The sequence below is a fragment of the Streptomyces sp. NPDC046985 genome (assembly GCF_040644415.1).
Classification (GTDB): Bacteria; Actinomycetota; Actinomycetes; order Streptomycetales; family Streptomycetaceae; genus Streptomyces.
Window position 1 is genome coordinate 171,336 of the sequence record NZ_JBEYWK010000011.1, and the last position, 13,752, is coordinate 185,087.

Annotated in this window: 8 protein-coding genes; 2 read left to right on the forward strand and 6 right to left on the reverse strand. The window is 72.5% G+C overall.

Annotation, left to right across the window (positions count from 1 at the left end):
* Nucleotides 1-83 precede the first annotated feature (83 nt).
* The 6 genes from ABZ861_RS16595 to ABZ861_RS16620 form a co-directional block, all read right to left on the reverse strand.
* Nucleotides 84-2,300, reverse strand: coding sequence for an alpha-galactosidase (locus ABZ861_RS16595; protein ID WP_361630279.1), 2,217 nt, complete (start codon nt 2,298-2,300; stop codon nt 84-86).
* 87 nt (nt 2,301-2,387) lie between these two features.
* The gene (locus ABZ861_RS16600) at nt 2,388-4,421 is read right to left on the reverse strand and encodes a beta-galactosidase (RefSeq protein ID WP_361630282.1); all 2,034 of its coding nucleotides are present in this window, start codon (nt 4,419-4,421) and stop codon (nt 2,388-2,390) included.
* Entirely contained in the window at nt 4,418-5,317 is a 900-nt protein-coding gene (locus ABZ861_RS16605; RefSeq protein WP_361630285.1) for a carbohydrate ABC transporter permease, read from the reverse strand. Before ABZ861_RS16605 ends, ABZ861_RS16600 begins: the two co-directional genes overlap by 4 nt.
* Entirely contained in the window at nt 5,314-6,234 is a 921-nt protein-coding gene (locus ABZ861_RS16610) for a sugar ABC transporter permease (RefSeq protein WP_361630452.1), read from the reverse strand. Before ABZ861_RS16610 ends, ABZ861_RS16605 begins: the two co-directional genes overlap by 4 nt.
* 73 nt (nt 6,235-6,307) lie before the next feature.
* Nucleotides 6,308-7,675: a sugar ABC transporter substrate-binding protein gene (locus ABZ861_RS16615; protein ID WP_361630288.1), complete on the reverse strand. Its 1,368-nt coding sequence runs from the start codon at nt 7,673-7,675 to the stop codon at nt 6,308-6,310.
* Between the two features lie 269 nt (nt 7,676-7,944).
* A complete protein-coding gene (locus tag ABZ861_RS16620; RefSeq protein ID WP_361630291.1) occupies nt 7,945-8,937 on the reverse strand; it encodes a LacI family DNA-binding transcriptional regulator in 993 nt (330 codons plus the stop codon).
* A 699-nt stretch (nt 8,938-9,636) separates the two neighbouring features.
* Here ABZ861_RS16620 and ABZ861_RS16625 point away from each other — a divergent pair.
* Together ABZ861_RS16625 and ABZ861_RS16630 are read left to right on the forward strand one after the other, a co-directional pair.
* Nucleotides 9,637-12,399 (forward strand): ricin-type beta-trefoil lectin domain protein, encoded by a 2,763-nt coding sequence (locus ABZ861_RS16625; RefSeq protein WP_361630294.1) that lies wholly within the window; start codon nt 9,637-9,639, stop codon nt 12,397-12,399.
* A gap of 182 nt (nt 12,400-12,581) precedes the next feature.
* Entirely contained in the window at nt 12,582-13,751 is a 1,170-nt protein-coding gene (locus tag ABZ861_RS16630; protein ID WP_361630297.1) for a ricin-type beta-trefoil lectin domain protein, read from the forward strand.
* Nucleotide 13,752: the final 1 nt, after the last annotated feature.

The following is a 13,752-nucleotide window of genomic DNA, read 5'->3' on the forward strand; positions in this document are numbered from 1 at the left end:
CGCACCGCACCGCAGCGATCAGCGCGCACCGCGGGGCGGCCGCGGCGGCCGCCCCACGCTCGGCGGCGGCCGTCCGCGCTCGGCTACCCGGCGCGGCGCAGCCGCACCAGCGCGCTCGCGCAGTCGCCCGGCGGCAGTTCGGGGACCGGGAGTCCGTGGCCGGTGAGCATGGCCCCGGACCACTCCGCTCCAGTGTCCTCGTCCCGGTAGCGGGCGTCCGGGTCCAGGCCGCGCAGCCGCAGCGGAGGAGGAGGCGCGGGCTGGTACGACGTGCTGGGCCGCCACAGCAGCACCACCGCACGGTCCGCGTCGTGGTCGACGTACTGCACGGCGGTGAGGGGCCCTTCCCCGGGCGCCAACAGCCTGAACTGACGGCCGTGCTGCACCACCGGGCGGACGTCCTTGTAGAGGCCGACCAGCCGGGCCGCCTCCTCGGTCTCCTGCGGGGTCCAGCGGGTCAGGTCGCCGCCGACGCCGAGCACGCCCGCCATGGCGGAGTGGAAGCGGAAGGCCAGCGGGACGCTGCGCCCGGTCAGCGGGTTGGGGCTGTCCGTCACCCAGGCCGACATGACCGCGGCCGGATAGACCTGGCTGAAGCCGTGCTGGATGGTCAGCCGGTCCACGGCGTCGGTGTTGTCCGAGGTCCACACTTGGTCGGTACGGCTCAGCACGCCCAGGTCGGTGCGTCCCCCGCCGCCCGCGCACGCCTCCACGCGCAGGTGCGGGACGTCGGCCCGCAGCCGGTCGAGGACCCGGTGCACCCCTCGGGCGTGCTCGACGTACACGCGGCGGGCGTCCCGGCCGCCCGCGTGCGCGGCCGCCTCCGTGAACGACCGGTTGAAGTCCCACTTGACGAAGTCCACCGCGTTCTCGCGGACCGTCCGGCGCAGCCACTCGTAGGCCCAGTCGGTCACCTCCTGGCGGGAGAAGTCCAGGACGAGCTGGTTGCGCAGCCGGGTCGCGGGGCGGTCGGGCAGGTGCAGGACCCAGTCGGGGCGCTCCCGGTAGAGGTCGCTGTCGGGGTTGACCATCTCCGGCTCCACCCAGAGGCCGAAGGCCATGCCGAGCCGGTGCACCTCGTCGGCCAGCGGGCGCAGCCCGCGCGGGAAGCGGCGCAGGTGCGGCGTCCAGTCGCCGAGGCCCGCGCGGTCGTCGTCCCGGGCGCCGAACCAGCCGTCGTCGACCACGAACAGCTCCACGCCCAGGTCCGCCGCGCGCCGCGCGAGGGCCCGCTGGTTGTCCTCGTCGACCTCGAACGAGGTGGCCTCCCAGGAGTTGTACAGCACCGGCCGCAGCTCGTCGGGACAGGGCAGCACGTGCTGGCGCACATACGCGTGGAACGCGCGGCTGACTCCGCCGAAGCCGTCCGTGCCGTACAGCGCGACGCTGACCGGGGTGGTGTACCGCTGTCCTGGGCGCAGGGCGATCTCGACGCCCTCGTGCCCCTCCGAGGCCACGACGCCGACGCGGCCGGCCGCGGTGCGCTGCACCGTGAGGCGCCAGCTTCCGCTCGCGGCCAGCGCCGCCGCCCACACCTCCCCGTGCTCCTCGGCGGCGTCGCCTGCGTCGAGCATGACCCACGGATTGGCCTGGTGGCCGGTGTGTCCGCGCCGGCTGGTCAGGGTGGTCTCCCCCGTGTGCAGGGCGCCGCGCTCCAGGCGGCTCTCCGCGGACCAGCCGCCGTGCACCGAGGACAGGCGCCAGTCCGGCCGCTGCGGCAGCGGCCAGTGGGCGGAGGCGTACCGCAGGAGCAGCGGCGCCTCCGCGTCCCGCTCGTCGGCTGAGGCGCCCTCCGCGGGGGTGACCTCCGTGTGGGTGACGTCCGTGCGGGTGAATTCGGTCCAGCGTTCGAGCGAGCCCCCCTCGCCGTCTCCGCCGCCCGGCGGCACCCGGTAGTGCAGCTCCCAGGCGAGCGGCCGCGCCCGGTCCCGCAGCGCGATCACCAGGTGGCCGTCCCCGGCGGCGCGCACGTCGTCCACCGTCGGCTGGAGCATGCCGCCGCCGTCGGCGAACCGGACTTCGAGAGCGGGGACGCCGAACCGGGCCCCGCCCTCGACCGGGTACTCCTCCACCCCGTCGTGGCGGCCGGCGAAGCTGTTGTCGTTCTCGCTCCACACGGGCAGCGCCGCCGCGTCCGCCAGCGTCAGGGGCGCGCCCCAGTGCAGGTGATGCACGACGCCCGTCGCCCGGTCCGCCCGCAGGGCGTAGCAGGAGGCGCCGGTGTGCAGCAGGACGGTGCCGCTGGCTTCGTCGATCTCCACCGCCGCGTGGCGGAGCGGCGGTGCGGTACGGGCGGGCATGAGGACACTCCTCGAGAAGAACGGGAACACGGCGGCGGCGTGGCGGAGTGCGGCGGGCGCGGCGGAGTGCGGCGGCCGCCGCACTGGTCAGGCCCGGGGCGCGGGTGCTGTCTCGCGGACCACGGCGACCCCTCCGGCCGGGATCTCCACGACCGCGCCGTCTCCGGCGGCGCCCACGAGGACGGCGCCCTCGGCCGGCGCCTTCACGCTCTCGCCGGTGTGGTTGACCAGGAACAGGTACGAGCCGTCCGGTCCGGTGCGGCGTACCGCCTCGACGCCCTCGGGGACGGCGGGGGCGGTGCGCAGCCGCGCTTCCTCGCCGATCCGGCACACCAGGTCCCGCAGGGTGGCGGCGGACGCGCGGGTGGCCACGTACCAGCTCGCGCCCTCGCCGAAGGCGTGACGGGTGACCGCCGGGCCGCCGCGGGCCGGGCCGCCGTCGGCCGCGTCCGCGAACCGGAGCACCGTCTCGCAGCCGCGGGGCTCGACGCGTTCGGCCCACAGCTCGGCCGTCGAGGCGTCGCTGAGCCGGACGGCGTCGCCGGTGCGCAGCGGCAGGTACTCGTCCACGCGCAGCCCGAGGACGTCGCTCAGCGCGCCGGGGTAGCCGCCGAGGCGGACCCGGTCGTGGGCGTCGACCACGCCGCTGAAGCAGCCGACCGCGAGGTGTCCGCCGCCGCGCACGTAGCGCTCTAGGTTGGCGGCGTCCTCGTCGGTGAGGAGGTAGAGGTTGGGTGCGAAGACCGCCTTGTAGCGCGTCAGGTCGGCGCCGGGCGCGACCACGTCGCAGGTGATGTTCGAGGTCCACAGGGCCTCGTACCAGTCGCGGACCGCGTCGAGGTAGCGCATCTGCTCGGAGGGGCGGGCCTCCAGCTCCAGCGCCCACCAGTTGTGCCAGTCGAAGAGCAGCGCGGTCTCCGCCTGGACGCGGGTCCCGGCCACCTCGCCGAGCGCGGCCAGGTCGGCGCCGAGGGAGCGCACCTCGCGCCAGACCCGGCTGTCCGTGCCGGCGTGGGGAAGCATCGCCGAGTGCCACTTCTCGGCGCCGGCCCGGGACTGCCGCCACTGGAAGAACATGATGCCGTCCGCGCCGCGCGCCAGGTGGGTCAGGCTGTTGCGCCGCATCTCCCCGGGCTGCTTGGCCACGTTGACCGGCTGCCAGTTGACGGCGGAGGTGGAGTGCTCCATGAGCAGCCAGGGCCGCCCGCCCGCCATGCCGCGGGCGAGGTCCGCGTTCAGGGCGAGGTCGATGTGGCCGTCCGGGTCGGCGGCCGGGAGGTAGTGGTCCAGGGAGACGAGGTCGCACTCGGCGGCGAAGGCGAAGCCGTCGACCTTCTTCTCCAGGGTGCCCAGGTGGTTGGTGGTGAGCGGGACGCCCGGCGCGTAGCGGCGCAGCAGGGCCGTCTCCGCGCGGTGGCGGGCCAGCAGCGCGTCCGAGGAGAAGCGGCGGTAGTCCAGGTCCTGGCCCGGGTTGCGGAACGCCGTCGTGTCCCGGGGCGCGTCGATCTCGGCCCACTCGCCGTAGCGCTGGCTCCAGAAGTCGGCGCCCCACGCTTCGTTGAGGGCGTCCAGGTCGCCGTAGCGCTCCTGGAGCCAGACGCGGAACGCGGCGGCGCTGGTCTCGCAATAGCACAGGCCGTTGTGGTTGCCGAACTCGTTGTGGACGTGCCACATCGCCACGGCGGGGTGGTCGGCGTAGCGCGTGGCGAGCGCGGTGACCAGAGCGTCGGCCGCCTCGGCGTAGGCGGGGTGGCTGGGGCAGAAGACCTGCCTGCTGCCGTGGCCCAGCCGGGTGCCGGAGGCGGTGACGGGCCGGGCGTCGGGGTGCTGGTGCGTGAACCAGGGCGGCGGGGCCGCGGTGGGGGTGGCCAGGTCGGCGGCGATCCCGTGCTCGTGCAGCAGGTCGAGAACCTCGTCCAGCAGGCTCCAGTCGAAGACGCCGGGGCGCGGCTGGAGGCGCGACCAGGAGAACACCCCGACGGTGACGAGGTTGACTCCGGCCTCCCGCATGAGGCGGACGTCCTCCTGCCAGACCTCCTTGGGCCACTGCTCGGGGTTGTAGTCGCCGCCGTAGGCGACGGCGCCGAGCCGACGGTTCAGCGCGGTCATGGCGTGGGTCATGACTTGACCGCCCCGGCGGCGAGTCCGGCGCGCCAGTAGCGCTGGAGGAGGAGGAAGGTCAGGACGATGGGCACGACGGAGACCAGGGCTCCCACGATGGTGAGGGTCTGCAGTTGCGGCAGCCGGCTGGTCTGCGACTGCCAGGTGAACAGGCCGAGGGTGACGGGGTACAGATCGTCGTTCTGGAGCATGACCAGGGGCAGCAGGAAGTTGTTCCAGATGACGACGAACTGGAACAGGAAGACCGTCACCAGGGCGGGGGCCATCAGGCGCAGGCCGATGGTGCGGAAGATGCGCAGTTCCCCGGCGCCGTCCATGCGGGCGGCCTCGATGACCTCGTCCGGCACCGACGCGGCGGCGAAGATGCGGGAGAGGTAGACCCCGAACGGGCTGACGATGCTGGGGAGGAACACCGACCAGAACGTGTTGGTCGCGTTCACCTGCGCGAAGAGCAGGAACAGCGGCAGGGCGAGGGCGGTCGCGGGGACCAGCACGCCGCCGAGGACGACGGAGAAGATCGCCTCGCGGCCCCGGAAGCTGTACTTGGCCAGCGCGTATCCGGCGGCGGCGGCCAGGAAGGTGGCGACGCCCGCGCCGAGGCCCGCGTACAGCAGGCTGTTGAGCAGCCAGCGCCCGAACACGCCGTCCTGCTGGGCGAAGAGCGCGGAGAGGTTGGCGCCGAAGTGCCAGTGGGAGAGCAGGAGTCCGGGCGTGGAGACCAGGTCGCTCTGGCTCTTGGTGGAGGAGATCAGCAGCCAGTAGACCGGCAGCAGCATGTAGCAGGCGGCCAGCGCCATGAACACCACGGTCGCGGCGATGGGGAGCCGGCTCGGCGCCGACGGCCGGGCGGCGGCCGCCGGGGCGTGCGCCCCCTCGGTGCGGGTGAGGACGCTCATCCCTGCCTCCTGGAGGTGAAGCGCAGAAACGCGAACGAGAGCAGGAACGTCACGACGGCGAGCAGCACCGACAGCGCGGCAGCCTCGCTGTAGTCGTCGCCCGAGGCGAGCGAGAACGCCGCGAGGTTCGGCGTGTAGGTGCTCGTGATGCTGGACGAGATGGACTTGAAGACCTGCGGCTCGGTGAACAGTTGGAGGGTGCCGATGATGGAGAACACGCCGGTGAGCACGATCGCGGGCCGGATCAGCGGGATCTTGATCCGGGTGGCGATCGTCCAGCCGCCCGCCCCGTCGACGCGCGCCGCCTCCCCGATGTCGGTGGGGAGCGCCTGGAGCGCCGAGTACAGGATGAGCATGTTGTAACCGGTGTAGGTCCAGGTGACGACGTTGCCGATGGAGAACAGGATGAGGTGCGAGCCGAGCAGGTCGACCTGGACGCCGGCGGACTTCAGCACGTCTGTGATCGGCGACAGCCGCGGGTCGTAGAGGAAGGCCCACATCAGCGCCGCGACGACGCCGGGGATGCCGTAGGGCACGAAGTAGACCAGGCGGAAGAAGCGCTTGAACCGGGCCACGGCGGAGTCGAGGAGCAGGGCCAGGATGAGGGCGAAGAGCAGCATCACGGGGATCTGCACCACGGCGAACAGGCCGACGCGCAGGAGGCTGCTGCCGAAGAAGGGCTCGCGCACGACGTCGGCGTACTGCTCGAAGCCGGCGAACACCGAGTGCGTGCGGCCGAAGGTGCCGCCGGTGCGCTCGGTCTTGTGCAGGCTCTGCCAGAAGGCGTAGGCGACCGGGACGAGGGTGAAGAGGACGAACGGGACGAGGAAGGGTATGAGGAACGCGTAGGGGGCGAGGGCCTGGCGCGAGCGCCGGCGGGGCGCTGGCAGGGCGGCGGTGGCAGAGGTCACGAGCAGGGCTTTCGGGGAGGGCGCGCGTCCCCGCCGGGGCGGCGGCGGGGACGCGCGGGAGGGGTGGGAAGCCGACCGGTCAGTTCGCCACGGTGAGGGACTGCTTGCGCAGCGAGTCCACGCTGCCGGTCTGGGTCTGCTTGAGCGCGTCCCCGAGCGTGCCCTTGCCTCCGAGGGCGGCGGAGGCGCCGTCGCCCAGCATGCGGTAGGTGTCCGTCATCGTCGGACCCCAGGTGAAGTGGGTGTCCACGTTCTGGGACGCCTTGGCGAACACGTCGAAGATCTTCTGCTTGCCGTAGAAGTCGACCGGCTGCTGCAGCGCGGGCAGGTCCAGGCCCGCCTTGTCCGCCGGGTACAGACCGCCCTCCTTGTTGAGGATCGCCAGCGCCTTGGGGTCGGTGTTGAGCCACAGCGCGAACTGGGACGCCTCGGCGGGGTGCTTGCTGCCGGAGAGCACGGCGGTGGTGGAGCCGCCCCAGTTGCCCGCCTGCTGGTCGCCCGCGTGCCACTGGGGCATCGGGGCGACGGCCCACTTGCCCGCGGTCGCCTTCGCGTTGTCGCGGATCGTGCTGTAGCCCCACGCGGCGCTGATCCAGGTGGCGACCTCGCCGGAGTTCCAGGACTTGTACAGCGCGGGCGAGAAGCCCTGGAGGTCGGTCGCGACGAGCTTCTTGTCGATGAGCTTCTGCCAGTAGTCGGCGACCTGGCGGCTCTCGGGCCGGTCCACGCTGACCTTCCAGGAGTCGCCCTTGCGCTGGAACATCGTGGCCTTGTTCTGCCACAGCAGGCCGGTGAACCAGTTGGGGTCGCTCTGCGAGAAGTGCGTGATGTACTTGCCGGCCTGCTTCAGCTTGACCGCGTCCGCGGCGTACTCGTCCCAGGTGGCCGGGGCCTTGAGGCCGAGCTTGTCGAAGATGTCCTTGCGGTAGAACAGCGCCATGGGGCCGGTGTCCTGGGGGATCGCCCAGACGCCGTCCTTGCCGCCGGCCCCGAAGTCGACCTGGGACCAGGTCCAGTCGACGAACTTCTTCTGGGCGGGGGCGACTCCCGGGCAGGCGGAGATGTCGCGCAGTCCGTCCTTGAGCCGGAAGCTGGCCAGCGAATCGTACTCGATCTGGCCGAGGTCGGGCGCGTTGCCCGCCTTCAGGGCGTTGGACATGTTCTGGTACGTGCCCGCGTTGCCGGCCGGGGTGGTCTTCAGGTTGACCTGCACCGAGGGGTGCTCGCTGTTCCACAGGTCCACGGCCTTCTGCATGCCCGGGACCCAGGACCAGTACTGGAGCGTGACCTTACCCGAGGACGGCTTGCAGGAGGAGCCGGCCGCACCGTCGTCCTTCCCGCCGCCGGCGCCGCCGCTGCTGCATCCGGTCACCGCCGTGAGAGCCAGCAGCGCCGAACCGATCAGGCAGCTTCTGGCCAGGGTAGAGGTGCGATCACGCATCGCCATGGGGTTGCTCCTTGCACGAGGGTCCGCTCCGACGAAGCGGTGGCGGTACCTTCACAACAAGAATCCACATAAGTCAACAGCTTGGACGTGAATCCCGTGTTTCGAGTTCGCTTCGTGACCAGCGAGACCGAACCCGGAAGAGCCAGGATAGCGGCTCTGAGCTGCGCTTTCACCGCTTCTCACGGCCGGTCGCCGGGGCGGGGCTCGCCCGGCGCAATCGATTACGCTACGGTGCACTGCGGCGCGGCGCTTCGCGGGGAGAAAGCAGGTCAGACCGAGGCGCGCGCGACGAACTCCGCCCTGACCCGGACCGTCCGGTGGACGCTTCTGCCGCCGAGCCGTTCCTTGAGCAACTGCGCGGCGGCGCGGCCGACCTCTTCGGCGGGGTAGCGGATCGTGGTGAGCTGCGGCCGCACGAGCGAGGCGAAGGACGCGTCGTCGTGTCCCACCAGCGCCACGTCGCCTGGTATGTCGATGCCCATCTCGCGGGCCTTGTCCAGGGCGCCGACCGCGATCACGTCGTTGCCGCAGAACACCGCGTCGGGGCGGTAGCGCCTGCGCATCAGCTCGGCGAAGCCCGCGGCCCCGGCCTCACGGGTGTGCTCGCCCCGGACCACCAGCTCCCGCGGCAGGGCGGTGCCGAACTGCCGCGCGAGCGTCCTGAGCAGTTCCAGGCGGGGGTCGCCGCCGGTCGCGTCCCGCGGGCCTGCGATCATCGCGATGCGCCGCCGCTGCGCGGCCGTCACGCGTTCCAGCGCCTGCCGGGTCGCCGCGCGCGTGTCGGGGGCCACCAGATCGACCGGACCGAAGTCCACGTCGGCGCTGACCACGGCGGGGATGCCCGCGTCGGCCAGCGTCTCCATGTCCCGGGGCAGCAGCCGGAACGGCGTGATCACCACGCCCGCGAACCGCTGCTGCACCGCCTCGGCCAGCAGGGCGCGCTCCTCGTCGCGGCGCGCCCCGGTGTTGCAGACGACGACGTGCAGGCCCAGGCTCCGCAGTTCCTCCTGGAGGGTCGCCGCGAGCTGGGCGAAGAACGGGTTGGAGATGTCGGGCACGATCAGCGCCACCAGGCTGGTGCGCCCCGTGCGAAGGCTGCGGGCCGCCGAGTTGACGGTGAACCCCAGCTCGGCGATGGCGGTCTCCACCGCCGTGCGCGTGGCCGGGGCGACGGCGCGCTTGCCCGACAGGACGTAGGAGACCGTGGCGGTCGAGACGCCGACGACGCGCGCGACGTCCGCCATGGTGACCCGCTCTTGCACTACTCATGCTCCTTTCGAGCCGTCACCTTACTTCACGAGCGGCGTGTGCAGGGACGCCCGCTGAGCAGGCCGGAAGGGGGCCGGCGGGGCGGCGGTCCGGCCGCTCCGCCCGCGCGGCGACGCCGGACGAGGCGGCCCCGCAGCGGCCGGGCGGGGCGGCCGGACGAGGCGGCCGGGTTCGCCGGGCGGGCGGCGACCCGGCCAGGACACGGGCCGTCGCGGACCGGCCTTCGCAGCGCGTCGCGCGCCGCCGCTCCGGAAGGGCGCCGCCGCTCCGGGGCGCGACGGCGCGGCGGCCCCGCAGCGGCCGGGGGCGCCGAGCATCGACCGCCCCGAACCGGTCGAGGGTGCCGGGCGCAGGGCGCCCCGGGCCGGTGGGGACGCCGGGCGTCGGGCGCTTCGGGCCGGTCCGGACGCCGGGGAGACCGGCCGCGACGAAATCGACGCAGGAGCAAATCGCAACGACGCGCGACGCCCCCGTGCCGTCGCGGTTCATGCGTCATGGCTATCAACACCGCCCACATGTCGCTTTCTTTTTCGTTGGAACATGTCTTTTCAGAAGCGGCACTTGACTCCAAATGAACACGACTTCACACTGTCGCGCAGCATTCCGGACTGTACGTCACATGCTTCTCCACAGGCGGGCCCTTCCGGACCTGCCCCACCCCCACGGCTTAGGACAACGCTGTGCAACGACACTTGAGACGTCTTGTGCCCCTGTGGCTCCTCGCGCTCTTAGCCGCCGCCCTCACCACGGTCGGGGCAGCCCCGGCCCAGGCGGCGGCGCCCACGAACATCACCGTGGACGGATCGCAGGGCGGCCGCACCTTCGACGGCATCGGCGCGATCAGCGGCGGCGGGGGCAACTCCCGTCTGCTGCGGGACTATCCGGCCGCCCAGAGGTCGCAGATCCTGGACTACCTGTTCAAGCCGGGATACGGCGCGAACCTGCACATGCTGAAACTGGAGATCGGCGGCGACGCGAACTCCACGGACGGCGCCGAGCCGTCGATCGAGCACAGCCGCGGGCAGATCAACTGCGACGCGGGCTACGAGTTCTGGCTCGCCGAACAGGCCAAGGCCCGCAATCCGAACATCGAGTTCTACGGTCTGGCCTGGGCCGCCCCGGGCTGGATCAACGGCGGCTTCTGGTCCACGGACACCGTCAACTACTTGATCTCATGGCTGGGCTGCGCCAAGCAGCACGGCCTGACGGTCAGCTACCTCGGCGGCTGGAACGAGCGCGGTCACGACGTGAACTGGTACATCCAGCTCCGGTCCGCGCTCAACGCCGCAGGCTACGGCAGCGTGCAGATCGTCGGGGACGACTCCGGCTGGAGCGTCGCGGACGACATGGCGAAGAACCCCGCGTTCGACAACGCGGTGTCGGTCATCGGCGCGCACTACCCCTGCCAGGGCGGCGACGGCGGCAACGCGGACACCTGCTCCACCACCGACACCGCCAGGAACAACGGCAAGCCGCTGTGGGCCAGTGAGAACGGCTCGCTGGACATGGACTCCGGCGCCCCCGCGCTGATCCGCTCCATCGTGCGCGGCTACGTGGACGCGCGGATGACCGCCTACCTCAACTGGCCGCTGGTCGCCGCGATCTACCCCACCCTGCCGTACAGCACCGTCGGGCTCGCCACCGCCGCGTCGCCGTGGTCCGGGCACTACTCGATCGGCGAGAACACCTGGGCCACCGCCCAGGTCACCCAGTTCGCCCAGCCGGGCTGGAAGTTCATCGACTCCGCGTCGGGCTACCTCAGCGGTGCCGAGTCCTCCGGCGCCTACGTGACGCTCAAGTCGCCTGACTCCACCGACTACTCCACCGTCCTGGAGACCACCACCGCCTCGGCGGCGCAGACGGTGAACGTGCACGTCCAGGGCGGCCTGTCCACCGGCGCGGTGCACGTGTGGGCGACTCGGGTGAACAGCCCCAGCCCGTCCACCGACTTCGTGCACACGCAGGACGTCACCCCGTCCGGGGGCTCGTACACCCTGACGCTCCAGCCGGGCTGGATCTACACCGCGACGACGACCACCGGCCAGGGCAAGGGCGCCGCGACCGCGCCCGCCGCGCACGGGCTGGCACTCCCCTACTCCGACTCCTTTGACAACGATGCCACCGGCGCCGAGGCCACGTATCTGTCCGACATGCAGGGCTCGTTCGAGGCGCGCCCGTGCGCGGACGGCCGGTCGGGGCAGTGCGTGCAGCAGGTGGCCCCGGTCAAGCCCATCGAGTGGCAGGACGACTCCGACGCGTTCTCCCTGGTCGGCGACACCGCGTGGAGCGACTACACGGTCAAGGCCGACGTCGACCTCCAGCAGGCCGGCACGGTGGAGCTGCTCGGGCGGGCCGGCCTCCAGAACCGCCCGCAGAGTCACCAGGCCGCCTACGAGCTGCGGGTCGCCGACAACGGCGCCTGGTCGATCGTGCGCAGTTCGGCCGGCGGGGCCGTGACCACTCTGGCCTCCGGGAGCCGGGCCGCCCTGGGCACCCGGTCCTGGCACACGCTCTCCCTCGGCTTCTCCGGCGACCGGATCACGGCCGGCGCGGACGGCGCGGTGCTCGGCACGGCCGACGACAGCTCCTTCGCCACGGGGCAGGTCGGCATCGGCGTGGTCGGCTACCAGACCGACCAGTTCGACAACCTGTCCGTCACCGCGAACCCGCCGGGCAACCGGGGCGGCGTCCTCAAGGGCGCCCAGTCCGGTCTGTGCGCGGACGTGCCCGGCGCGAGCCAGGCCAATGGCACGCAGGTCGCGTTGTGGGACTGCAACGGCCAGGCCAACCAGTTCTGGACGGCGACGCCGTCTGGGCAGTTGACCGTCTTCGGCGGCGCCAAGTGCCTGGACGTCCGCTCCTCGGGCACCGCGGACGGCGCCGCGGTGCAGATCTACGACTGCAACGGCACCCCCGCCCAGCAGTGGACCGTCCGTGACGACGGCACGATCGTCAACCCCGGCTCCGGCAAGTGCCTGGACGCCACCGGGGCCGGGGCCACGCCCGGCACCCTGCTGGAGATCTGGACCTGCAACGGCGCCCCCAACCAGGTCTGGGCGCGCGGCGCGCGGTCCGGCACGCTCAAGGGCCAGGAGTCCGGCCGCTGCGTCGACGTCCCCGCCTTCAGTCAGGCCAACGGCGCCAAGCCCGCCCTGTGGGACTGCAACGGCGGCACGAACCAGACCTGGACCTCCACCGACGCGAACCAGTTGACGGTGTACGACTCCAAGTGCCTGGAGGTCACCGGCGCGGCCACGGCCGACGGCAGCGCGGTGGAGATCTGGGACTGCAACGGGGGCGCCCACCAGCAGTGGCGCGTGCGCTCCGACGGCAGCTTGGTCAACGTCGGCTCCGGCAAGTGCCTGGACGCGAACGGCCACGGCACCGACGACGGCACGCCGCTGGAGATCTGGACCTGCAACGGCGGCGCCAATCAGATCTGGCGCCTGTCCTAGCCCCACCCCGTCCCATCCTGCCCCGTCGGTCCGGCACACGGTCCGCCGGGGCGGGCGCTCCGTTCACTGAGAGCGCTCTCCAGAGTCGGCGGCGGGGCACCCTATCGCCCCGCCGCCACCGCGCCGCCGCCGCTCCCCCGCGCACACGGCGCCCCGCACCGCTCCCCCACCAGGAGAGTTTGATGACCAAGAGAACACCGGCGGCGCGCGCCCTCGCGCTGCTCGCCACCGCATGCCTCGCCTGGACCGCCGCGCCGGTCGCCCAGGCCGCCACGGCCCCCGCCCACCGGGCAGTCCCGGCCCCCTCCCACCAGGCCGGCGCCGCACCGTCCGCCGCCGCGGCACGGCAGGCGTCTCTGCGCGTCGAGCCGCTCGGCGACTCGATCACCTGGGGCGTCGGCAGCAGCTCCGGCAACGGCTATCGCGGCCCGCTCGGGGCCGAACTGACCGGCGAGGGCTACACGTTGGACTTCGTCGGGTCCGGCCGCGGCGGGACGATGTCCGACCCGGACAACGAGGGCCACTCGGGCTGGCGGATCGACCAGATCGCCGGCATCGCGGACTCCTCGCTGGCCGCGTACAAGCCCAATGTCGTCACCCTGATGATCGGCACCAACGACCTCGGGCAGGGCTACCAAGTCCCCACCGCGCCGGACCGGTTGCGCGCCCTAGTGGACCAGGTCACCGCCGACGCCCCGGCCGCGACCGTCCTGCTGGCCGATCTGACCGTCTCCACCTCCCCGCAGGTGGCCCGGGACGAGCCCGCCTACAACGCCGCCGTCCAGGACGTCGCGCGCGCCGAGCAGGCCGCGGGCAAGCGGGTCGTCTTCGTCGACATGGGCGCGCTGACCGCGGCGGACCTGTCGGACCCGCTGCATCCCAGCGACGCCGGCTACCAGAAGATGGCCGACGCCTGGAACAAGGGAGTCCAGAGCGCGGACGCCGCCGGATGGCTCCAGCCGCCCCCGTCCGTCACCGGCCCGATCAGGTCCGGCCTCGCCGGCAAGTGCCTGGACGTCAACGGCGGCTCGTCCGCCGACGGCGCCGCGGTGCAGATCTGGGGCTGCAACTCCACCCCGGCGCAGGCGTGGACGGTGGCGCAGGACGGCACGCTGCGCGCGGTCGGCAAGTGCCTGGACGCCACCGGCGCGGGCACCGCCAACGGCACGAAGGTCGAGATCTGGGACTGCAACGGCGGCGGCAACCAGCAGTGGCAGCCCTACGACGGCGGCTTCCGCAACCCCGTCTCGGGCCGCTGCCTGGACGACCCCGCGCTGTCGACGGCCGACGGGACCCAGACGGAGCTGTGGGACTGCAACGGCGGCCCCAACCAGCAGTGGGCCCTCGGATGAG